The 21,751-nt window shown below is 47.5% G+C and carries 20 protein-coding genes and 2 pseudogenes; 18 read left to right on the top strand and 4 right to left on the bottom strand.

The features are described from left to right. The 3 genes and pseudogenes from RIC07_RS17305 to RIC07_RS17295 all read left to right on the top strand — a co-directional run. Window positions 1–1,103: anhydro-N-acetylmuramic acid kinase (locus tag RIC07_RS17305; protein WP_446395609.1), on the top strand; the 1,103-nt coding region annotated here is incomplete at its 5' end. Window positions 1,104–1,283: 180 nt separating this feature from the next. After that, window positions 1,284–1,730, top strand: coding sequence for a hypothetical protein (locus tag RIC07_RS17300; protein ID WP_446344309.1), 447 nt, complete (start codon window positions 1,284–1,286; stop codon window positions 1,728–1,730). A 471-nt stretch (window positions 1,731–2,201) separates the two neighbouring features. Beyond that, window positions 2,202–3,032, top strand: a pseudogene (locus RIC07_RS17295) (serine/threonine protein kinase); the annotation flags it as partial. Window positions 3,033–3,252: 220 nt separating this feature from the next. Here RIC07_RS17295 and RIC07_RS17290 read toward each other — a convergent pair. From RIC07_RS17290 to RIC07_RS17280, 3 genes are all read right to left on the bottom strand, one after another. Next, window positions 3,253–4,659 (bottom strand): NAD(P)(+) transhydrogenase (Re/Si-specific) subunit beta, encoded by a 1,407-nt coding sequence (locus RIC07_RS17290; protein WP_446395608.1) that lies wholly within the window; start codon window positions 4,657–4,659, stop codon window positions 3,253–3,255. 13 nt (window positions 4,660–4,672) lie between these two features. After that, the gene (locus RIC07_RS17285) at window positions 4,673–4,951 is read right to left on the bottom strand and encodes an NAD(P) transhydrogenase subunit alpha (RefSeq protein ID WP_006105018.1); all 279 of its coding nucleotides are present in this window, start codon (window positions 4,949–4,951) and stop codon (window positions 4,673–4,675) included. Window positions 4,952–5,042: 91 nt separating this feature from the next. Continuing rightward, window positions 5,043–6,188: a Re/Si-specific NAD(P)(+) transhydrogenase subunit alpha gene (locus RIC07_RS17280; RefSeq protein ID WP_446395607.1), complete on the bottom strand. Its 1,146-nt coding sequence runs from the start codon at window positions 6,186–6,188 to the stop codon at window positions 5,043–5,045. 696 nt (window positions 6,189–6,884) lie between these two features. Between RIC07_RS17280 and RIC07_RS17275 the strand changes: the two genes are divergently transcribed. The 10 genes from RIC07_RS17275 to RIC07_RS17230 all read left to right on the top strand — a co-directional run bounded on the left by RIC07_RS17275 (window position 6,885) and on the right by RIC07_RS17230 (window position 14,167). Continuing rightward, window positions 6,885–7,418 (top strand): DUF2808 domain-containing protein, encoded by a 534-nt coding sequence (locus tag RIC07_RS17275; protein ID WP_446395606.1) that lies wholly within the window; start codon window positions 6,885–6,887, stop codon window positions 7,416–7,418. A gap of 122 nt (window positions 7,419–7,540) precedes the next feature. Further along, window positions 7,541–7,678: a 50S ribosomal protein L34 gene (gene rpmH / locus RIC07_RS17270; protein WP_446375296.1), complete on the top strand. Its 138-nt coding sequence runs from the start codon at window positions 7,541–7,543 to the stop codon at window positions 7,676–7,678. A 194-nt stretch (window positions 7,679–7,872) separates the two neighbouring features. Next, on the top strand, window positions 7,873–8,277 hold the full coding sequence (rnpA, locus tag RIC07_RS17265; protein WP_446395605.1) for a ribonuclease P protein component: 405 nt from the start codon (window positions 7,873–7,875) through the stop codon (window positions 8,275–8,277). Further along, entirely contained in the window at window positions 8,267–8,659 is a 393-nt protein-coding gene (locus RIC07_RS17260; RefSeq protein WP_044210391.1) for a PH domain-containing protein, read from the top strand. The genes rnpA and RIC07_RS17260 overlap by 11 nt, the downstream gene beginning before the upstream one ends. 323 nt (window positions 8,660–8,982) lie before the next feature. Beyond that, the gene (gene yidC / locus RIC07_RS17255; protein WP_446395604.1) at window positions 8,983–10,152 is read left to right on the top strand and encodes a membrane protein insertase YidC; all 1,170 of its coding nucleotides are present in this window, start codon (window positions 8,983–8,985) and stop codon (window positions 10,150–10,152) included. 2 nt (window positions 10,153–10,154) lie between these two features. Further along, entirely contained in the window at window positions 10,155–10,637 is a 483-nt protein-coding gene (locus RIC07_RS17250; protein WP_446395603.1) for a Jag family protein, read from the top strand. A 62-nt stretch (window positions 10,638–10,699) separates the two neighbouring features. Continuing rightward, on the top strand, window positions 10,700–11,203 hold the full coding sequence (locus RIC07_RS17245; RefSeq protein ID WP_446395602.1) for a YceD family protein: 504 nt from the start codon (window positions 10,700–10,702) through the stop codon (window positions 11,201–11,203). Window positions 11,204–11,441: 238 nt separating this feature from the next. Then, the gene (locus RIC07_RS17240; protein WP_446395601.1) at window positions 11,442–12,956 is read left to right on the top strand and encodes an AAA family ATPase; all 1,515 of its coding nucleotides are present in this window, start codon (window positions 11,442–11,444) and stop codon (window positions 12,954–12,956) included. 481 nt (window positions 12,957–13,437) lie between these two features. Beyond that, window positions 13,438–13,917, top strand: coding sequence for an SH3 domain-containing protein (locus RIC07_RS17235; RefSeq protein ID WP_446395600.1), 480 nt, complete (start codon window positions 13,438–13,440; stop codon window positions 13,915–13,917). After that, window positions 13,898–14,167, top strand: coding sequence for a hypothetical protein (locus tag RIC07_RS17230; protein ID WP_446395599.1), 270 nt, complete (start codon window positions 13,898–13,900; stop codon window positions 14,165–14,167). Before RIC07_RS17235 ends, RIC07_RS17230 begins: the two co-directional genes overlap by 20 nt. On the opposite strand, the gene RIC07_RS17225 is transcribed toward RIC07_RS17230, so the two are convergent. Next, on the bottom strand, window positions 14,114–14,830 hold the full coding sequence (locus RIC07_RS17225) for an SH3 domain-containing protein (protein WP_446395598.1): 717 nt from the start codon (window positions 14,828–14,830) through the stop codon (window positions 14,114–14,116). The two genes, RIC07_RS17230 and RIC07_RS17225, sit on opposite strands and share 54 nt — an antisense overlap. A 305-nt stretch (window positions 14,831–15,135) precedes the next feature. Between RIC07_RS17225 and RIC07_RS17220 the strand changes: the two genes are divergently transcribed. The 5 genes and pseudogenes from RIC07_RS17220 to RIC07_RS17200 all read left to right on the top strand — a co-directional run bounded on the left by RIC07_RS17220 (window position 15,136) and on the right by RIC07_RS17200 (window position 21,129). Beyond that, a complete protein-coding gene (locus RIC07_RS17220; protein ID WP_446381812.1) occupies window positions 15,136–15,312 on the top strand; it encodes a hypothetical protein in 177 nt (58 codons plus the stop codon). A gap of 147 nt (window positions 15,313–15,459) precedes the next feature. Further along, window positions 15,460–16,409 (top strand): annotated as a pseudogene (locus tag RIC07_RS17215) (RNA-guided endonuclease InsQ/TnpB family protein); the annotation flags it as partial. A gap of 56 nt (window positions 16,410–16,465) precedes the next feature. Then, a complete protein-coding gene (locus tag RIC07_RS17210) occupies window positions 16,466–17,431 on the top strand; it encodes a peptidoglycan-binding domain-containing protein (protein ID WP_446395597.1) in 966 nt (321 codons plus the stop codon). A gap of 250 nt (window positions 17,432–17,681) precedes the next feature. Further along, window positions 17,682–18,518 (top strand): WecB/TagA/CpsF family glycosyltransferase, encoded by an 837-nt coding sequence (locus RIC07_RS17205; RefSeq protein ID WP_446395596.1) that lies wholly within the window; start codon window positions 17,682–17,684, stop codon window positions 18,516–18,518. Window positions 18,519–18,822: 304 nt separating this feature from the next. Then, window positions 18,823–21,129 (top strand): GumC family protein, encoded by a 2,307-nt coding sequence (locus RIC07_RS17200; protein ID WP_446395595.1) that lies wholly within the window; start codon window positions 18,823–18,825, stop codon window positions 21,127–21,129. The last annotated feature ends 622 nt before the right edge of the window (window positions 21,130–21,751 follow it).

The following is a 21,751-nucleotide window of genomic DNA, read 5'->3' as shown; positions in this document are numbered from 1 at the left end:
GTTCCGAATCCGATTTAACTGTGGAGTTATTGGCGGGAGCGACGTATCCCTACCCCGAAAAACTGCGATCGCAAATCCTTAATCTCTGTGCTGGTGGTTCTATATCGATGGCAGAATTCGCTGGATTAGATGATGCGATCGCGCGACAATTTGCTCAAGCCGCCCAAGCTATCCAAAAACACCACCCACCCGCCGCTACGCTGATCGGTTCCCACGGTCAAACCGTTTACCATCGTCCCCCTGCTCCCCCACCCCTCAACCCCTCAACCCCTCCGCCCCCCTGCACCCCTTTAGGCTATAGTCTTCAGTTAGGACGGGGAGAGGTTATTGCTCACGCCACAGGGATTAAAACAGTCAGTAATTTCCGTATCGCTGATATTGCGGTTGGGGGTCAAGGAGCGCCCTTAGTCTCCAAAATTGATGCTTGTTTGCTCTCCTCCCCGACTCAGCACCGATGTATCCAAAATATCGGCGGCATAGGTAATGTTACTTACCTCCCTCCCTGTCAAGGAAATTGGTTAGATTTGGTCAGTGGTTGGGATACAGGACCGGGAAATACGCTGTTGGATTTAGCTGTACAGCATTTTACCCAGGGGAGTCAAACCTATGACCAAGACGGAAACTGGGCGCGACAGGGAACCGTTTGTCAACCCCTGCTCAACCAATGGTTAAGCCACGACTTTTTCCAGCAACCCCCGCCTAAATCCACAGGGCGAGAATTATTCGGCTGGGATTATTTACACCAATGTATTGCCGAGAGTCAAGCCTATTCTCTGAGTCCGGCTGATCTATTGGCAACCCTAACCGAACTCACCGTCGCGTCTATAGAGGACAGCTATCGTCGCTTTTTACCGAAGAAGCCCGACCAGATATTCTTATGTGGTGGGGGTAGCCGCAATCGTTATCTCAAACAGCGCATGCATTCCCGGTTACAATCCGTACAGATACAAACAACGGATCAGGCTGGGGTGAGTGGAGATTTCAAAGAAGCGATCGCCTTTGCCGTTTTAGCCTATTGGCGAGACTTGGGCATTTGCGGGAATCTACCGCCAGTTACGGGGGCGAAGCAGGCGGTACGTTTGGGTAATATCGCGCCATCCTAAATAATTCACTCAGAATCAACCATTTCTTGCCCACTTGGGACTACACTGAATACTGAAACACAATTGCCTATTTTTTTATCCTAATGACTACGATTTTGGCAATCTGCTTGGTCAGGCATTGTGCCATAGTGGAGGACAAATTCAACCAGCACTATTCAATTAGAGGCAAAGGGTAACGCTGTGGCTCACACCTTTTTAATGGAGGCAGGACGCTGGACACTCCAGGGAAATTGGCTGGAGCGCAATGGATCGCTTCTCAGCGTGAGAGGGAAAACAATTGTTGCTTGGGGTCGAGAAAACTGGTTTACGATGGTAACCAAGCTGGTGTTTCCCGACGATGAGCGCGAGGATATTTCTTTCCAATATCGGGGGCGTCTTGATGCCGGAGAACGGCAGTATACCTTCGTCTTACAGCATAGTGTTTTGGGTCGTGTTGAGGGCGAGGGTTGGATCGCTCCAGAATCAATTGTGCAACGCTATTGGGTTTTAAGCGATCGCCAAAGACGTAGTGGTTTTGAAACCCGACACCAACTTGATGATAATACCTACTACCTCTCCAGTAGCATCATGGCAGGTCATTATCTGACCAGCACAATGGAAGCAACGCTAGAACGACAGCCTGGATAGCACAAGCCTATAATCAGAAGTATAAAGTGTGAAGTATCAACACTCAGCACTCCGCACTGAAGTAATGGGGCTTCGAGCCTCCACTTTGGTTAGCAACTGTTCTGCTTGTATTCCTTTCCGGTTCATGAAATCACTCACTGGGATTTGACCGTCCTAAAAATCTGTGACGTTTTACCTGCTTTTGGTGTGTTAGCGTAGCAAGATATAGTCCGGGATAGACTGATAAATTCTACGTTATCCTTGACTTATGAAACTTATTGAGTTAATGGATTTCGGTTTACCACAGGTGTGGCTCCCGTTGAGCGCTCAATAAAGCGATGAACTATAGCTGGTCATAATGGCACAATGGAACGAGTAACCGAGTGAGTTATTGGGTCTAGTTCAATTGAATGCTACTTGCCGAATTGCGCTTGGGTCAAACTGGTAAATAGGTATCGTTCACAACTGCTCCAAGCTCTCACTAAACCAATCATGACAAAAGACCCTAATCATGGTCGCATACTCGCCAACCGCTATCAACTCGTTGGGTTGATAGGTCAGGGCGCTATGGGTCAAGTTTATAAAGCTAAAGATATGTTACTTGGCGGCGTGATTGTCGCTGTCAAATTCATATCCCAAACCTTGCTCAACCAAAAAATGCGCGATCGCTTTGAGCGAGAAGCAACAATCTGTGCGCTACTTGGGGAAAAAAGTAATCATATCGTGCGCGTCCGGGACTATGGCGTGGATGAAAATGACATTTCGTTTTACGTCATGGAGTTCCTGGAAGGCAGTGGCTTAAGTGAAATCATTCGCGAGCAATCCCTCCCCTTACCTCGCTTTCTCAATGTTAGCCGTCAGATTAGTTTAGGGCTGCAATGCGCTCATAAGGGAATCGTGATCGAAGGTGAACTTAGCCCAATTATTCATCGCGATATTAAACCCAGCAATATCCTGGTGGTTGAAGACGCCTCCTTTGGAGAACTGGTAAAAATTCTTGACTTTGGCATTGCCAAGCTGATCCAGTCCAATAGCGAGCAAACCCATTCGTTTATGGGGACATTAGCCTATTGTTCCCCCGAGCAAATGGAGGGACGGGAACTCGATAACCGCTCTGACATTTACAGTCTGGGCGTGATGATGTTTGAGATGCTCACCGGCGAAATGCCCATTGTGGGCGAATCGAATTCCTTTGGCGGATGGTACAAAGCCCATCACTTCAGCCCACCGCGCCGCTTTGAAGCCGCAAAACCGGATTTGAAATTGCCCAAAGCCCTGGAAAATCTGGTGATGAGTTGTCTGGCAAAAGAAGCTAGAAGCCGTTCACACCGATTATCCTACCGACATTTCTGGATAGGATTTAATGTTCTGTAGGGGCGGGTTTAGGGACTAAATTCCGCTATTCACCGATAACCGTTCAACAAAACCCGCCCTTTCCCACCAATAACCTCTCAACAACACCTGCCATGATTCGATTGTCGGGGCGGGTTGAGTCACATTCGGATGGCAAAAATGATCATCGTCAAACCCGCCCCTAGGTTAATTAAAGCTGCTTCACCTCAGCCACAAGCTGCCCCACAACATCCTTGGCGCTACCAAATAGCATCATGGTCTTATCGCCGTAGAACAACTCATTTTCAATACCAGCAAAGCCCGTACTCATACTTCGCTTAATCACGATCGCGTGCTTTGCCTTATCGACATCGAGAATCGGCATCCCATAAATCGGACTACTGCTATTGCTACGAGCGGCTGGATTTACCACATCATTGGCACCAATGACGAGGGCAACATCCGTATTATCAAACTGAGGATTGATGTCATCCATGTCGTAGAGATAGTCATAAGAGACATTCGCTTCGGCTAAAAGGACGTTCATGTGTCCCGGCATCCGACCCGCAACTGGGTGAATGGCGTATTTGACCTCAACGCCGAGTTTTTCAAGCTGATCGGCTAATTCGCGCACTGTATGTTGTGCCTGAGCCACTGCCATCCCATACCCTGGAACAACGACCACGGAGCGGGCATAGCCCAACATCATTGCCCCTTCTTCGGCATCAATACTATGGACAACTTTGTCACCGACGCCACCGGCACCACCAGCACCGCCTTTGACTTCACCGCTACCAAAGGCACTAAATAGCACGTTAGGTAAGGAACGGTTCATCGCCTTACACATAATATTGGTCAGGATTAAACCGGAAGCCCCAACTAACGCCCCAGCCACAATCAGCATATCGTTCATCACGACAAAACCCGCCGCGCTCGCCGCTAACCCGGAAAACGAGTTCAGCAGTGAGATCACCACAGGCATATCGCCGCCGCCAATGGGGAGGACAAAGAAAATCCCTAACACTGAGGAGATACCCACCATCGCCAGAAAGATGGTCGTATTGTCCGGTGTCACGAGTAGGTAACCACTACAGACCAAAAAGCTAATCAGGAGTAAAGCATTAAATACTTGCTGCAAGGGAAACTTTACGGGTTTACCCGTAATCAACCCCTGTAACTTGCCAAATGCGACAAAGCTCCCGGTGAGCGTAACTCCACCAATTAGCACACCCAGAATCACGGTAATCGTAGACCCTAAAGGTACACCTTGACCCGCGTTCAGCAAGCGCCAAAATTCCCCGATCGCGACTAAGGCTGAGGCGGCACCACCCAACCCATTCAGCAAGCCTACCATCTGAGGCATAGCAGTCATCGCCACCTTATACGCTGCCGTCACACCAATGACAGCACCGATGGCGATCCCCACCAAAATCATTTGATAATTTAAGACCTGTTGGTTCAGCAGAGTTGCCACCACAGCTAGCAGCATCCCCACCGAAGCCCAAACATTTCCTTGGCGTGCTGTCGCTGGTGATCCCAGCTTTTTCAGCCCAAAGATAAATAATCCGGTTGCGACTAAATACGTCAGTTCAATCCCAGTCGGTAGAAAGTCGGTCATGCGCTCACCTCTCTTATTTCTTAAACATTTGCAACATGCGATCCGTAACCAGGAAACCGCCCACCACGTTAACCGTGGCTAGCACAACAGCCACTAAACCCAAAATGACGGTGACATTCCATTCCTTCGATCCGGAGATGAGCAATGCGCCGATGACGGCAATCCCGGAAATGGCATTTGCCCCAGACATCAAGGGAGTATGTAGGGTGGGTGGCACTTTGTTGATCACTTCAAAACCAACAAAGGCGGCTAAGACAAAGACAAATAAACTGGCAATGAATGTGGTAGTCATCTTTTTCTCCTTTTTTAGGGTTCATGGTTTATTGTTCATGATTTATGAGGAAAAACCCAATGATCAACCTGAACCTAACCTATATCTACATTTAGACGGTTGTACTCATTTGAGACAGAGCATCTTTCACCCGCTGATTGCGAATTTCACCCGCATGGGTAATACAGGTGCTGTCTACAATATCATCCTCAAAATTGAGTTGTAACTGTCCCTCTTTGACCAGGTACTGTAATAAGGTTGAGATATTCTTGGCGTACATCTGGCTGGCATGGGTGGGCATGGACGCGGGGACATTAATTGGACCAATAACAGTCACGCCATGACGGACAATATCTTTCCCGGCTTCAGTAACGGCACAGTTTCCACCTTGTTCAGCGGCGAGATCCACGATCACTGAACCCGGACTCATTTGCTGAACCATCTCCTCCGTCACCAGTAAGGGGGCTTTTTTGCCCGGAACTTGGGCGGTAGTAATCACCACATCCGACTGCTTGACGTGTTCAGCGATTACCTCTTGGGTGCGCTGTTTAGCGGTGTCAGAGACTTCCTTGGCATACCCGCCTTCAGCCACAGTATCTTCTTGGAGATCGACCTCAACAAACTTGGCTCCCAGACTTTGTACTTCCTCCTTCACCGCCGGACGAATATCAAAGGCTTCTACCATAGCACCCAAGCGTCGGGCAGTCGCGATCGCTTGCAGTCCAGCTACACCTGCACCCAGGATAAACACTTTTGAGGGTTTGATTGTTCCTGCGGCTGTGGTTAACATGGGGAAGAATTTCGGTAACGCGGCGGCGGCAATCAGTACCGCTTTGTACCCGGCTACCCCGGCTTGGGAAGACAGCGCATCCATACTCTGGGCGCGACTGGTACGGGGAATCAGCTCCATACTGAAGGCAGTCACTTGGCGATTTGCCAGTTTCTGGGCAACCTCTGGTTTCCCCAAGGGACTCAGGAAGCTAATTAATGTTGAGCCTTCCCGCATTTGGTTGATTTCATCATCTTTGGGGATGCCCACTTTGACGATGACATCAGCTTCAGCCCAGAGTTTACCTGGATCTGAGACTAGAGTAGCTCCCGCATCCTCATAAGCGCGATCGCTAAAAAACGATGCCTCTCCCGCACCATTTTCCACCCAAATCTCTAAGCCCTGTTTGACCAAACGGGCAACAATGTCCGGAATCAGGGCGACCCGATTTTCGCCCACTTCAATTTCTTTAACCAGTGCTATTTTCATGAAAACTCCTTATAGACTAACCGAAAAAACTATGCCTTGGTCGTTAGGCTAATGCCATACAGACGAAGGTCGTATTTTTATGTCATGATAGCCCTTGTGCCTTCCTTTTGCATCAACACTATCTAAGCGATCTGTGCCTGGAAAAATTTGTCTGTCTTGAGGGCAATTCAGTGGAGTTTTTCATCCATACTCTATTGGTTAAAGCTTTCATCCGAACTGGCTAGTAGAATTCCCCTGAGAGTTATATCAAATTAAAAGTGTGACAGGTTTAGCGCACTCAATACACCTAGCTCAATGTCGATTAATTTGATAATCTGGATAGCTATAGATCGCCATTTTTTGGTAATAATCAGAAGTATGAGCAGGTTTTTCCGAAATTTGTGTATATTTAACTACAGATATGACGAACTAGACAGAGAGTGACTATAAGCTGCCAGACACTTTAGCGGAGTCAAAGCCGAGAGTCAAGCAGGTCAGACTCACTTCTCTCTAAGCCCAGCTCCCTCAGCTTCCAGACGTAGCATGCTACGTCTCTACATTGCTCCCTCAACTCTCTCAGCGCCCCCAGGCACTTTTCCCACCTCTTGAGCGTCTGCACCATCGCCCGACTACGGTAGGACTAAAATCTGTTACAGTCAAAGACTGTAAAGTTTAGTAAAAATCTTAGTTTTTTTTACAGCGAAAGGTTCCCCATTTATGTTTATCCGCAAATCTCCTCTAGGACGCTTCGTTTCAGCCGTTGCCTTAACAGGCTGTTTATTCACTGGTGTAGCTGTTCGGACATTAGCTCAGAGTAATCCCGGACTCACTATATTTAGCGGTGTGCAACGGGAAAATATCCTCAGGTACTATCTGGGGTTTGGGGGTCGAGCTAATCAATGGGATCGATACTACCTGAGGATTCCCAGCAAGAAGATGGAATTGGCGGTGCAGCAGTTTGTCGTTCGTTATCCAGATTATTACACCGGAAAATTTGACACAGATCGGATTGAGGTAAGAGTTGACGGCGAATCACTACCCATTGCTGAAGTGGACTGGGATAAAGAGAATTACCAGATCCAGATTTATATGCAGGAGCCAGTTCCAGCCCAGGAGAAGGTGGAGATTGTGTTGTCTAATGTGAAAAATCCCCGGTTTGGCGGTACCTTTTATTTTGAATGCCTAGTGTGGACTCCCGGTGATGTTCCCCTACCCCGTTATATGGGAACCTGGATTCTGACGATTAGTTAGGCGGTTGGAATGTTACGATAGTAGATCGTGATTCTTTGGTAAACAGGGTAAAGTAGTATAACGACTTTCGCTTTCTCCCTGTTTTCCAAACTTAAAAGATGTAGCGCGATAAACAATAAACCATGACAAAACGTACATTAGGCGGTAGTAACCGCAAGCAAAAACGCAAATCAGGATTTCGCGCCCGCATGCGAACCAAAAACGGTCGAACGGTCATTAAAGCCCGCCGCAGTAAAGGACGTTATCGTCTAGCGGTGTAGTGTTATCTTGTCAAGGTTCAGGATGAGCTGGGGAAACCGGGGGAGCTGGGGGAGATGAGGGAGATTGTGTAGGGGCGGGTTTCACTACTATCTTTTCAGTTGCACCCAGATGTAAATAAACCCGCCCCGACTTGACAAATGACCAATGACAAATGACCAATGACAAATAACGAATGACCAAGGACAAATAACAATTGTTGCCCCAGGCGAATCGACTCAAGCATTGGCGAGATTTTAAGGCAGTATACCAAAAAGGAATTCGTCGCTATGGACGTCATTTAACCGTGCGAGGTTTGCATTTGCCTAAGGTTAGCCATGAGAAGGGTCTCCGTTCAGACAAGTTACAGCTCAATCCTCCCGATTTACCTCCCACTCGCATCGGTATTTCCGTCAGCCAAAAAGTTAGTAAAAAAGCCGTCGTTCGTAATCGGCTGAAACGTCAGATACGAGCGGCTTTGCGCCAATTATTGCCGCGACTGACACCCGGTTGGCATGTCATAGTTGGAGTGCGCCCCAGCGCCTTGGAGTGCGATTATGCTCAATTTTTGCAAGAATTAGAGCAGTTATTGGTAGATGCTGAGGTAATAAATGGGCATTAAAGAGGAAACCTATTATGAGGGGGGTCCCCATATCGGTGATTTGATTATAAACATTTTGTTGGGGTTCACGGTTATCGCCCTGCCCTTAACCATTGGGGCGGTTGTGCGAGCGTTGTGGTTGCGCTATCGGGTGACAAATCGCCGCATTTCGGTGACAGGGGGATGGCAAGGGCGCGATCGCACGGATATTATCTACTCCGAAATTGCTCAACTGCGGAAAGTTCCCCGTGGTATCGGTCTGTGGGGCGATATTGTGGTTATCCTGAAAGATGGTAGCCGTTTAGAACTGCGGGCTATGCCTCAGTTTCGCGAAATTTACGATTATATCGGTGAAAAAGTTTCTGCCAAAACGGGTAAACCTCTAGATTCCGTTAAGGCTTAAAGTATAGCGGCAGTGAGCAAGGGAGCAATGTTCGTGGGCGTCGGGTGTGGGGAATAATTGAACTCCTCACCTCGTTCAGACAACTCTAAGTTGAAGGAGCGCCAACCTGATTAGAAATTTTTGCCAAATTTCTGTATGTTTGGATACATTTCCCCATTGAATTTCTTTGGGCTGCCCAAGACGGCGATCGCCTGAAAGCCTCCCCCTGGGGTGAAAGCGTGGAGAATCGCCGGGGCAATTGCGGGACATTGCCTCCCATTGCCGCCAATATTCGATAAATTAGATTCAGAAAACGTTACAGCGCCTAGGTTGACTTTATACGAATGGATTTTGGTATCGGGTTTCTTTCCAACAACGTCATGCTGCCAATCCTGGATTTCTTTTACGGGATTGTGCCTAGCTACGGTCTTGCCATCGTGGCACTGACCCTGGTAATTCGCTTTGCTCTCTATCCCCTGAACGCAGGCTCCATTCGCAACATGAGGCGCATGCGAATTACCCAACCCTTAATGAAAAAGCGGCAAGAGGAAATTCAGCAACGCTATGGCGATGACAAGGTAAAACAACAAGAGGAGATGAGCAAACTCTTCCAGGAGTTTGGTAATCCCCTAGCCGGGTGTTTCCCTGTGCTGCTGCAAATGCCTGTCTTATTTGCCCTATTTGCCACATTGCGGGGATCACCGTTTTCCAATGTGAACTACACGGTGGATGTACAAATCTTTCCCCGGGAGAAAATGGAGTTCATCCAGCCCCAAGCCTTTGCCACTAAACCCCAAAATATTTACTTTGCCGATGGGGTTCATTCACCCGTCGCCGCTGTCTTACCCAGTGGTAATCGGTTAGTGGTGGGGGAGAAAACCCCAATCGACTTTCAATCCGTTGAAGGGAAATCCCTCAGTACCCTAGAGAAGGAATATCCAGACACCAAAATTGTGCCTAAATGGGAAATCACCAAAGGGGAAGACAAGGTACACTTTGCCGAAGATGGCACCCTGGAAGCCTTAGAACCGGGTGACGTCACCCTAAAGGCGACAATTCCCGGACTAGCCGCCGAGCGAGGATTCCTATTTATTAATGCCTTAGGGCGAGTGGGTGCCTTTGGAGATGATGGCGAAATCCACTGGGATATTGTGGGCATGATTCTATTTTTTGGCGTGAGTTTGTATGTGAACCAGGTTCTCACGGGTCAAAATGCTCCTAGCGGTTCATCCCAGCAAAATACGGTGAATAAGATTACGCCAGTTTTATTCTCCGGGATGTTCTTCTTCTTCCCCTTACCCGCCGGGGTGTTGATGTATATGGTGATTGCTAACGTTTTTCAGACGCTGCAATCCTTCATTTTGATGCGAGAACCCCTACCGGACAATATCCAAAAAATGGTTGAGGAGCAAGAAAAAGCGGAACAGAAAACCCAATCCAAGGACAAGTCCGGCGAAGGGCGAGAATCACTGCCATTTGAACCGAAACGTTCCAAGAAAAAAGCGTCAAGTTAACTATGAGTAATCAGCAGCGGGGTCAACAGTGGCTAGAAGAGTTGCTACGCTTATCCAATGTGTCGGCAACAGTGGACGTCACTGATGAGAACCAAGATAGTAAAGCAAACTACTGGTTAACCATTGATCAAAGCCAATTGACTGAGGCAGAGATTCAAACCCTGATTGGCGTTAATGGTAAGGTACTTGATGCGCTACAGTATCTGGCAAATGCAACGCTTAACCTCGGTAAGCCATTAGCGGATCAGGCGGCGTATACCGTTGAACTCAATGGTTACCGTCTACAGCGTCAAGAGGAACTCCGGATACTGGCAGATCAGGCGGCACAGAAAGTACGGGAGACGGGTCAAGATTATGAATTGCGATCGCTCTCCGCCGCAGAACGCCGTCAAGTGCATACGTTGCTCCAGGAATGCGAAGATTTAGAAACCCACAGTCAGGGTCAAGAACCAAACCGTCGCTTGGTGGTGCGTCTGCGTCCTTAACTAAGGATTAGGGTTTAAAATCAGGGGTAAGGGTGGCTTGTTGGCAGCAAAGGAGTGGCATCATGGAAGTAATTTATATTCCTGGATTGCTTAAATTACCAGAGCAAACCGAGGTGATTCAGGTCAATGAATTCCTGCCCGATTTAGAAACGCTAACGCCTGTGCGAGGAAGCTTGCAAGTTAAGCATCAAGGGAATTATTTAGAAGTCTCGGCGCAAGCCGAAACGATTATTACCCTAGCCTGTAACCGTTGTTTGCAGCAGTACAATCATCGGTTAACTGTGGATGTATCGGAACTGGTTTGGTTAGATGAAGCCGCCGAGCAACAGGAGCTGGGTATCTTGGAACGAGAAACGCCCTTGGAGGAGTTAGTGGAAAGCTTACATCCCCAAGGGTATTTTGATCCCAATAGTTGGCTTTATGAGCAATTGTGTCTAGAAATTCCACCCCGACAGTTATGTGACGCCAACTGTCCAGGAATTGTCATGGATGAGAATGATAGCACTAAGCCAACTGATCGCCGTTGGGATGCTCTGGAAATTTTGAAGGGAAAATTGCCAGGGTAATTAATGGTCATTCGTCATTCGTCATTTGTCATTTGTCATACTCGCTTCCCCAAAAGAAGCAAGCTACGTCTTATGTCATTTACCTAGATCCAGGTAGGGGCGGGTTTAGGGATAATTATTGATTATTTTCCCTAACTGGGATACAAAACCCGCCCTCCTCTCATTTCATTCAATCCAGGTAAAATGAGGTGTGGTGACTGATTCGCTTTGAAGTTGTTGCATTTCCCGTCAAAACCCCATGAGTTTTAATGATGAGTTTGAGCTGCTGCTACGCGCCCGCTATCCCCTAATTTATATTCCCACCCTGGAAGAAGAACGAGCCGAAGTCGCGATCGCACAGGCGGCTCAACGGTTGGGTGAACGGGCGGTTTATCTGTGGGATTTTGTCGATGGCTATCAAGGGAATCCCAATGATCAAGGATTTGGGCGCCGCAATCCCTTACAGGCTTTAGAGTTTGTTGAAAAAATCCCCGCCAACGCCCCTTCTATCTTTATCCTGAGAGACTTTCACCGCTTTCTAGACGATATCTCCGTTTCTCGCAAACTGAAAAACCTGGCGCGACTCCTAAAATCCCAGCCGAAAAACCTCGTCATTGTTACCCCCCAAGTCGCCATCCCCCCAGACTTAACCGAAGTGCTGACGGTACAAGAGTTTCCCTTACCCGATGTTGGGGAAATCAAAGCCGAAATTAGCCGCTTAATCGCCGCCACCAGCCAATCCCTCAGCGACAAAGTTTTAGATGAACTGGTGCGCTCTTGTCAAGGGTTATCCTTAGAACGGATACGCCGAGTATTAGCCAGAGCGATCGCGGCGCAGGGACAAATCCAACCCGATGACGTGGAAATGGTGCTAGAGGAAAAACGCCAATCGATTCGTCAAACCCAAATCTTAGACTATTATCCCACCAGCGAACGAATTTCCGACATTGGCGGTTTAGACAACCTCAAAGACTGGTTACTGCGCCGAGGTGGTGCGTTTACCGAACGCGCCCGACAATATGGATTACCCCATCCCCGTGGCTTGCTGTTAGTCGGAATTCAAGGCACCGGAAAATCGCTAACCGCTAAGGCGATCGCACATCATTGGCATCTTCCCCTATTACGCTTAGATGTCGGGCGTTTATTTGGTGGCTTAGTTGGAGAATCTGAATCCCGCACCCGCCAGATGATTCAACTCGCCGAAGCTTTAGCCCCCTGTATTCTCTGGATTGACGAAATCGACAAAGCCTTTGCGGGAGTAGAGTCCAAAGGCGATTCCGGTACCGCCAGTCGGGTGTTTGGCACGTTCATCAACTGGTTAGCCGAGAAAAAATCCCCTGTATTTGTTGTCGCCACCGCCAATAATATCCAAGCCCTCCCGCCGGAAATGCTGCGGAAAGGGCGATTTGATGAAATCTTCTTTGTTGGCTTACCCTCTCAAGAGGAACGCCAAGCGATTTTTGAACTACATTTAGGGCGACTGCGCCCTCATAACCTCAAGAACTATGATCTAGAACGACTCGCTTACGAAACCCCTGACTTTTCCGGCGCAGAAATTGAACAAACCCTGATCGAAGCCATGCACATTGGCTTTAGTCAAAATCGAGACTTTACCACCGATGATATATTAGAAGCCGCCAGCCAAATCGTCCCCCTTGCCCGTACCGCCCAAGAACAAATTCAATTTCTCAAAGACTGGGCGGCGGCTGGAAAAGCACGGATGGCGTCAAGAGATAATCGTTTAAGTAGTCGGATTCAGCGTCAACTGCAATAAGCTGTTCGGCATTTAGATCAGGATACCTCAATCGCTCAAAGGCAAAAGGCAACAGACAACAGGGAATAAACAATTTAAATGCGCCTTAACTTAAAAGTTTTGAGTTTTGAATTTTGACCCTTCGCTTCGCTCAAACAACCTGGCGTGTCTGTAGGGGCGGGTTTAGGAACCACCCGTGTCAACTTAAGGTAGAAAATCAATGCTGGCAAGGTTTTAAGCTGTGTCTATTTACTCCTCGACATTTCCCCCTCATCCCCTAACCCCTTCTCCACCCCCCTCGTTCCCCCCTACAAGAGGGGGGAGGACAGAGGATGCTTCGCTTTTGTTGCACGGGAGAAGGGGTTGAGCTTAAGTTGACACCAATGGTTTAGGGACTTTCTTTTTTATCTTGATCGTAACGTTTGTACAAAACCCGCCCTGACTAACATTTGAATGCGATAACTATTTGACAAATAATGACCAATAACCAATAACAAACACTATGAGCTTATCAGGTATTGCCAAATTTTTTATCGGTTTGACTCTAGGCATCGCCATCCTATTAGCCGGGGGTGGCGCTGTCGGCTATTACTTTTTTACAAAATTATCAGTCAATCCAGCTAAACCCATTTTTGCCGAAGAACAACCAACGAAGCCCGTTAAATCCCCTGATTCGGCGAAGAAACCCGCTCAATCTGCCCAGAAGCCCAAACCCAGTCCGAGTCCTAGCCCCACTCCCAGTGAATCCCCAGAACCAGAAGAATTACCCCCTGGTGCGTATGAGGCACGGGTGACGTGGCCCGAAGGATTAAGCCTGCGCGATTCTCCCAGTCTCAATGCCAATCGCATTGGTGGCGTAGCCTACAATAAGGAAATTATCATCCTCAAAGAAAGCGATGATCAAAAATGGCAGAGAGTACGCTTATCGGGTAGTGAACAAGAAGGTTGGGTCAAGGCGGGAAATGTCGAGCGAGTGGACTGAAGGAGATAGGGGAGATGAGGGAGCTGGGGGAGCTGGGGGAGCTGGGGGAGCTGGGGGAGCTGGGGGAGCTGGGGGAGCCGGGGGATATGGGGGAGCTGGGGGAGCTGGGGGAGATGAGGGAGATGGGAGACAAATTTTCTGTTCCCTGTTCCCTGTTCCCTGTTCCCTGTTCCCTGTTCCCTGTTCCCTGTTCCCTTTAGAAACACGCCTTCAGATTAATATCGCCCAGTTGCGGAAATCCATTGGATAGCCAGCCAGAAGTCGGGGAGGTAATCCTTACCCATTCACGTCCAGCGTCATCTAATCTAAATTGGGGTGGATCAGAAAGAGTGACGCGATCGCCAAAGAAGACGCCACCCACTCTGGCGGAATTCGTGTTGGGACTTTCCCGAATCGCTAACCCTTCATCTTCTTCATAAATTACTCGGCGACAACGGTTAGGTGGTGTGGGTGATGGCGTAGGCGCAGGATTTCCCGCGCAAGGCTTGAGATCTTTCGCCTGAACAAATCCACTAATTGGAGAACCAATCGCGATCCAACCATTCCTACCACTAGCTTCAGCGAGAGTGACTTGTTCATCGGCTTGTAAAGCGCGAATCGGATTAGCGGTTGAACGTTCCGCGTAGATAAAAATTGACCGCGCCGCCGCCCGACATTGCCCGATCAACCCTTGAGTAAGCAGAAAAGAATTTGTCGGGGAAGGTAGGGTTGACGGGAATGTTCTAGGTTGATAGTTTAAAAGGTTTCTATAAGTATTACCTTCTACATTCTCCATGGCATGAACCCAAGTGGTCACCAACGGAGTTGGTTCACTGCCAACGGCTACACTAGCCGTTGCTGTTAAACCTTTTGCTACAGTAAATCCTAACACCAAAAGTGCGGCTGACTTGCTCCACTGGCTAATTTGGCTCATTTGGGTCACTCCTCATCTGATTAAGTATCATGTCTAATTGAATACACATCATTACAGACAAATTCAATGGCTGGCAATTGCTGGATTGCCTGGGCAAGAATATATCGGCAGTGATTAACCGGATTTGATAGAAGTCATCACCATCATCCATCAAAATCGTGCAACATCGAGATTATATTAAGAAACGTAGCTAAATTTAAACCTTGATTGCAATAATTGAGTAGAGACTTCAGTTCAATAAAAGAGAGTGGTACGGTGAGAAAACCTGTCTGAATAGTTGTAAAATTCTTTAACGAAAAATACGCATGTACCACAAAAACACGAATAAAGATATCTGGACTGCCTTAGTTACCGCCGGGTTGGGTGCTGGAATCGTCACCTCCTTTGCCGTGAGTCAGGGTCAACACCCTCTATTAGCCTTGACAATTACAGGCATAGCCGCGTTGTCTGCTGTTCTCATCGAGCGATCGGGATTAATATAGGGTCTGCTGAATAAGTCTGGTGGTGGGGTTAGAGAGCAGGGGGAGCAGGAGTAGAGACGTGCCATGGCACGTCTGGGAGCTGGGGAAGAGAGTTCCTAATCAACGAATGACGAATGACATAAGACAAATGACGATCCCTTAACTTGAATTTTTCCCACCGAAATCGCGAGGGGCTACGGGTTCAATCGTAGCGCAGCGGAGATAACCCGTAGGGGGATAGCGAAAAATGCCATCGGTCGATCCCCGAAATATTTCTAACTATTGTCCCTATAGGTGGTATAATCGAGTTATGAAACAAGTTCTAACTATAGTTGTAAAGCTTCAACCTACGCCTGAACAAGTTGCCAAAATTGAGGCAACCCTTCAGGCGTTTGCTGCTGCCTGCAATTATGTTAATGAACACACAGATCCAAAACTGACCAATAAAATAGCTATTCAGTCCTTGACTTATCACACGATTAAAAGTGAGTTTGGTCTTGTGGCGAATATGGCGGTTAGGGCTTGTGCGCGAGTCTCTGCTAACCGGAAGGTGTCCAAGCAAAAGGGTAAGCCCGTTAAGAGCTTCGCCCCGACCAGTATGGACTGCGATAAAGACTTGTTTCGGCTTCGTGAGCAAGACTGGACTGTGAGTCTTGCGACTATCCACGACAGGGAACGCATTGGGTTAAATGTGGGTAACTACCAGAGAGGTAAACTCAAGGGAAGAAAACCAACATCAGCTCAGTTGTGTAAACATCGCGACGGAAAATTCTATCTACACATCCAAATTAAAGATGATGCGCCTGATTCGCCAGATACCGACAAGGTTCTTGGTATCGACCTAGGACGGCGCGACATTGCCGTAACCACAGAAGGTGAAAAGTGGGACGGCGCAGGTATTCAGCGAGTTCGCGATAAGTTTTCTCAGGTTAGAGCATCTCTCCAAAAGAAAGAAAGCCCCGAAAGGCACGAGGACAACTCGGCGTAGATGCCGGGAAATCTGGAAACGGCTGTCGGGTCGGGAGAGACGCTATCAGCAATGGCTCAATCACGGTATCTCCAAGGCGGTGGTCAAAAAAGCCGTCGAGTTAAGTGCCTCAATTGCTATAGAAGACCTCTTACTATCTTTCCAGATAGCTTGATAAACTAGCAATAAAAGTTATCTGAGAGACCTATGGAAACCCTTGCCTATAGCCATCTTATCTGGGCGTCGGAAAAGCCAGCCGAGGTGGGTTTAGAAAGTGTCAATGGGGATGAGTGGCGATCGCCAAAGCCTTCCCCTGTACCATTTCACTGGCTATTATTCGCCGTCATTCTCAGCAGCTTAGGACTTACAGACAAAGCTGTAGCCCAAACACTACAGCCGGGAAGTCGTGGCTCTCAAGTCATTGAGATTCAAAGGCGTTTGCGAGAATTAGGCTATTTTGATCAGCAACCCACGGGGTATTTTGGTCCGATCACCGCAGATGCTGTCCAGCAATTTCAGCGCCGCAATGGGCTGATTCCGGATGGAATCGTCGGTCAACGCACCCAATCTGTGTTGTTCGATAACTTGAGCCGCATTTCACCCTTAGATTCGACCTTTGCCTCCAGCACTTTACCTCCCCCCAGTACAACAATTGGCACCTTGCCACCTCCTCCGACTATAGGAAACATTCTATCTCCTACCAGAGGACAAGTGACACCGCCGCCTCCCATTGAGACTCAACCGTTTAATATCCGAGAATTGCGTCCCGGCGATCGCGGTCAAGATGTATTTGAACTTCAGCTAAAGTTAAGACAGGCAGGTTTTGATCCCGGTCCTGTTGATGGCATTTATGGGTTCCAAACTCAAAACGCCGTTGAGCAGTTTCAGGAGGCAAATAATCTATTTCCTGATGGCGTAGCGAGTCAAGATACACTTCAGGCTTTGGGGTTAATCCCGACACTTGAGCAAAATCGTTATGTGGTCGTTGTCCCCATTTATAACGGAGATACACTCACCCGAGTGCAACGATATGTGTCGGGGGCGTTTACCGCTGACTCTGGACGCGGCAAATTTGTCAATGCTGGCTCCTTTGTGGATCGTGACGGTGCTGAAGCGATTTCCCATCGACTGCGATCGCAGGGCTTAGATGCACGGGTAGCGTATTTCCGCTAAGATTCAGACTAGATATATCGTTGAGGCATCCATCAATCTTTCATTCTAGGCAAAGGGAAAGACCTGTAGAGCATTGTCTACATGTTATCAGCTAAGATCAGCTAACTCTCTGAACATCAGTCTGCTGACAGATTTAATTTTCTGCCAAGACTCTTTAAATTGAATCAACCGCCATTTAATTGGAGTATAAGCTAAAATTAGTATCAGTGGGGTTGTCTCTACTATGAACTCATCATCAGTTCCACGCTCAATGAAAGACCAACAGGATAACCAGTTTACACCGGAACCCGAGGTTATGCCGATGCCTCTAGCTAGTGAAGATAACGGTCTTTCGGTTCGCAAAAAAGTTAAAATTCTTAATTTATATATTGATAATTTTTCTAAAGATGAGTTTTTAAAGAAATTAAAGCAGGGTATTGTATTTACGCCGAATGTCGATCACCTCATGCAATTACAAAGCAATCGGCAGCTTTTACAGGCTTATAAAGCGGCTGATTATGTAATATGTGATAGTCAGATTTTAGTTTACGCCTCTAAGTTTTTGGGAACTCCCTTCAAAGAAAAACTAGCGGGATCAGATGTCTTTCCTGCCTTTTGCCATTATCACAAAGACAATCCTGATATTCGTGTATTTTTATTAGGAGCGGCTCCGGGCGTAGCGAAGAAGGCTCAAGAGAGAATCAACGCTAGAATCGGTCGAAAAATTGTCGTAGGCGAATATTCACCCCCATGGGGATTTGAAAACGATGAACAAGAATGCCACAAAATTGTGCAATTGATTAATGATTCAGGCGCTACAATGTTGGGGGTAGGAGTTGGAGCACCAAAACAAGAATTATTTATCAGTAAATACAAGCATAAATTTAATCCCAACATTAAAATAATTATGGGAATCGGTGCAACGATCGATTTTGAAGCTGGCAACGTCAAAAGAGCGCCCAAGTTTCTCAGTGACATTGGCTTAGAATGGTTTTATCGTTTTTCGGTTGAACCGAGACGATTGTGGAAACGATATTTCGTTGATGATGTCGGTTTCTTATGGCTGATATTGAAACAGAAACTTAAACTTTACAAAGCTCCTTTTTAGAAGATAGATTCATCCATTATAAAGTAGAGATGTTGCCTGCAACGTCTCTACAACTGTAAAGAGGCAAAGGTTTATTGTTCGTGTTCTCCGTTCGCCGTTTCCCGTTCCCTCTTGAAGTAAACTTTATCAAACCTTTATTGATGGTCATCTAGGGTTTCATTTAAAATGGATTGAGAGGACTAGCCCATTTGGGAAAAGTCTTGTGCGGAACACCAAAGATAGAGACAGTTGGCTCAATGGTCTGGCATAATGGTATTAGCCAGAAACTGTTGCAAAAGAAGGGTTTGGGTGCGGCACAGTCAACGTGACAGAGGTCAACATGGAAATAGAACGGGATTCTCCACTTTCATCAAACGGCAAAGGCGATAGACATGATCCGCCATTGTCTGCGGATTTGACGGATGAGATGACAGCGACTCCTCAACGTGGATTGAATTTTCGTCCCTTGTTGCGAACGGCGAAGCGGAAAGCTTGGCTGATTGCTGGCTTGACTACCCTAACGACTGCAGCCGCTTGGTATGTAAGTACCAAAGAACCCCCGATTTATGCCGGAGGGTTTCGCCTATTAGTAGAACCCGTAACCACTGAAGAACGGGCAAGTGACCCTAGCACCCTAGCTCGCACCAGTGGGGTGCCGAATGAGCAAATGTTTCGCTTGGATTACCCCACTCAGATTGAAATTTTAAAGGGAGTGGGTGTTCTGGGAGCAGTGGTGGAGGAAATTGAAGCGCAATATCCTGGTAGAGTTAGTGTCGGTGCTTTAAGACAAGGATTAACTATTGAACAGGTCACTGTCGGAAAAGGTAGAGGTTCGGGCACTAAGATTCTGGCAGTGAATTATCAAAGCTCTGATCCTAAACTGGCTGAGTTAGTTTTAGAGGAAACGGCTGAGAAATATTTAAAGTATAGCCTGGATGAACGCCAGAGCAGTATTAGTGAAGGGATTAAATTTATAGATGAGCAACTGCCGAAATTGCAGGAGCGCGTCAATAACTATCAGAAACAGATTCAGAGTATTCAGGAGCGCTATGATCTGATTGAGCCTCAATCTAAAGGGGCAGAATTACTCGCTCAAGTCCGGGATCTTGAAAATCAACAGCGAGCCACCCAACAAGAGCTACGGGAGTTGAGAACCCTCTCAACTAACTTGCGGCAACAGTTAGGATTATCTCCAGAGGAAGCGATTGCCTCATCCGCCTTAAGCCAAGACCCGCGTTATCAAGGGTTGTTGGGGAAAATTCAGGAAGTCGAGAGTCAGATTGCCATTGAATCTGCCCGCTTTGCACCGGATAATCCCCGGATGCAAGCCCTAGAGGAACAGCGGCAGAATTTACAAGCGCTGCTGAATCAGGAAGCCCAGCGAATTATCGGCGAGAACCTCAAAACCACCACCAATAATTCGGATGTGATGACGTTTCAGAATTCGGTTCGCATGGGGCTGATTCAGCAACTGGTGGAAGCAACGAACCAAATTCAACTGTTGGAAGAACGCAGTCAGCAGTTAGCCCAGACGAGAGCTACCTTTGCTCAACAAGCCGAGCAAATGCCTGAAGTTATCCGTGAGTATACCGAACTCCAGCGACAGTTGGAAGTGGCGACACAGACGTTGAATCAACTTTTAACTCAGCGGGAAACATTCCAAGTTGAGGAAGCGGGGAATAAACTGCCGTGGGAAATTCTATCGGAACCGGAAATTGCACGAGATCAATACGGGAATCCGATAAATATGGCGGAATCCTCCGACAAGCTGCTGTTGATGGGTGTGATGGGGGGAGTAGTCTTAGGTCTGGGCTTAGGAGTTCTCCAGGAAAAAGTTAGAGATATTTTTTATAGCACAGAAGATCTTAAGGATGCGACGGATTTGCCCGTGTTGGGTGAAGTTCCGGCTTATCAAAATCAGAATACGAAGCAGGATCAAGAAACTGGGGATCAGAGTTATCCGGATGCGACATTTCTGGAAGCCTTTGATTCTATTTATACCAGTATCCGGTTTCTGTTTTCAGACCGCCCGATTCGTTCCCTAAGTGTGACATCAGCGGCGTTGGGGGATGGGAAATCCACCGTGGCGTTACACTTAGCCCAAACCGCAGCCCAAATGGGTCAACGGGTGCTGTTGGTGGATGCGAATTTGATGCACCCTCAGATGCATCAGCAGTTGAATTTACCCAATGCTAAAGGGTTGAGTGACTTGCTGGCTGATGATTTGATGCCTCATGATTTTATCGAGCGATCGCCGATTTCTGATAATCTGTTTGTATTAACCGCAGGTCAACCCCGCCCTCATCTGACACGGCGGTTTGCCTCGGCGCAAATGCAGGAACTGATGGCGGAGTTTAAGACTAAATTTGATTTGGTGGTTTATGATACGCCAGAGTTCCCCAGTTGTATGGATATCAGTTATCTGGCAAGGCACACGGATGGGTTGTTGCTGGTGACGGCAATCCAGAAAACCAAGAATTCGTTAGTCAAGCAAACCATCACCCAGTTAGATGCCTTTGGCTTGCCCACACTAGGGATTATCGCCAATCATATCAAACGTTCAGGATTTATGGGATTACCGCCTGCGCCCCAGGATAATAGCTGGGAGAAAACCCCGGTTTCCGTCTCGTGATTGTATCGTAGAGACGTTCCGGTGGAACGTCTAGGGTTTAGGGAAAGGGTTTAGGGAATCTGTAGGGGCGGGTTTAGGAACTCAATTCACCTATTCACCGATAAATGAACAACGAAACCCGCCCTCCCCACCGATAAATGAACAATAAAACCTGTCCGGGTTCAGGATAAGACAACCCAACCCAATTTGGTAAAGGGCGACCCGATAAAATTGAGAGGATGGGTGTTGTTGATTTATGCAGCGGGTCGCCCCTACAATAGGTTATATTATTTCGGGTTAAATCTTGTTAATAAAAATGATTTAAACCTTTATTTTTATAGGTTTGTGATTCTGGGCAAGCATCAGAAGCTGATATAATTTTATTCGTCATCAATCATTGGTAGGGGCGGGTTTAGGGATTAAATTGAAGGCGCCACCAATAAATGAACAACTTGCGTCCGCCCTTTCCCACCGATAACGGAACAACAAAACCCGCCCAACCTTCAACGTATTCGCGGGAGTCCTCACCCTCAACTCTCGTAGGGTGAGGAGGGATAGCGGGATGCCGGAAGAATGGAGGCATCCAACTTTTTACGCTACGCATAACACGATTTATAGAGATAATCCACTCGTGTAATGTTTG

The sequence above is a fragment of the Coleofasciculus sp. E1-EBD-02 genome (assembly GCF_040218245.1).
GTDB lineage: Bacteria > Cyanobacteriota > Cyanobacteriia > Cyanobacteriales > Coleofasciculaceae > Coleofasciculus.
The sequence above is the reverse complement of the archived record's forward strand: the minus strand, read 5'-3'. Positions and strand labels throughout refer to the sequence as shown.

Bases quoted from the DNA above. Each gene is read 5' to 3' on its own strand.
- RIC07_RS17290 (WP_446395608.1), bottom strand. From the start codon at position 4,659: ATGACCGACTTTCTACCGACTGGGATTGAACTGACGTATTTAGTCGCA.
- RIC07_RS17285 (WP_006105018.1), bottom strand. From the start codon at position 4,951: ATGACTACCACATTCATTGCCAGTTTATTTGTCTTTGTCTTAGCCGCC.
- RIC07_RS17280 (WP_446395607.1), bottom strand. From the start codon at position 6,188: ATGAAAATAGCACTGGTTAAAGAAATTGAAGTGGGCGAAAATCGGGTC.
- RIC07_RS17275 (WP_446395606.1), top strand. From the start codon at position 6,885: ATGTTTATCCGCAAATCTCCTCTAGGACGCTTCGTTTCAGCCGTTGCC.
- rpmH (WP_446375296.1), top strand. From the start codon at position 7,541: ATGACAAAACGTACATTAGGCGGTAGTAACCGCAAGCAAAAACGCAAA.
- RIC07_RS17260 (WP_044210391.1), top strand. From the start codon at position 8,267: ATGGGCATTAAAGAGGAAACCTATTATGAGGGGGGTCCCCATATCGGT.
- yidC (WP_446395604.1), top strand. From the start codon at position 8,983: ATGGATTTTGGTATCGGGTTTCTTTCCAACAACGTCATGCTGCCAATC.
- RIC07_RS17250 (WP_446395603.1), top strand. From the start codon at position 10,155: ATGAGTAATCAGCAGCGGGGTCAACAGTGGCTAGAAGAGTTGCTACGC.
- RIC07_RS17245 (WP_446395602.1), top strand. From the start codon at position 10,700: ATGGAAGTAATTTATATTCCTGGATTGCTTAAATTACCAGAGCAAACC.
- RIC07_RS17240 (WP_446395601.1), top strand. From the start codon at position 11,442: ATGAGTTTTAATGATGAGTTTGAGCTGCTGCTACGCGCCCGCTATCCC.
- RIC07_RS17235 (WP_446395600.1), top strand. From the start codon at position 13,438: ATGAGCTTATCAGGTATTGCCAAATTTTTTATCGGTTTGACTCTAGGC.
- RIC07_RS17230 (WP_446395599.1), top strand. From the start codon at position 13,898: ATGTCGAGCGAGTGGACTGAAGGAGATAGGGGAGATGAGGGAGCTGGG.
- RIC07_RS17225 (WP_446395598.1), bottom strand. From the start codon at position 14,830: ATGAGCCAAATTAGCCAGTGGAGCAAGTCAGCCGCACTTTTGGTGTTA.
- RIC07_RS17220 (WP_446381812.1), top strand. From the start codon at position 15,136: ATGTACCACAAAAACACGAATAAAGATATCTGGACTGCCTTAGTTACC.
- RIC07_RS17210 (WP_446395597.1), top strand. From the start codon at position 16,466: ATGGAAACCCTTGCCTATAGCCATCTTATCTGGGCGTCGGAAAAGCCA.
- RIC07_RS17205 (WP_446395596.1), top strand. From the start codon at position 17,682: ATGAAAGACCAACAGGATAACCAGTTTACACCGGAACCCGAGGTTATG.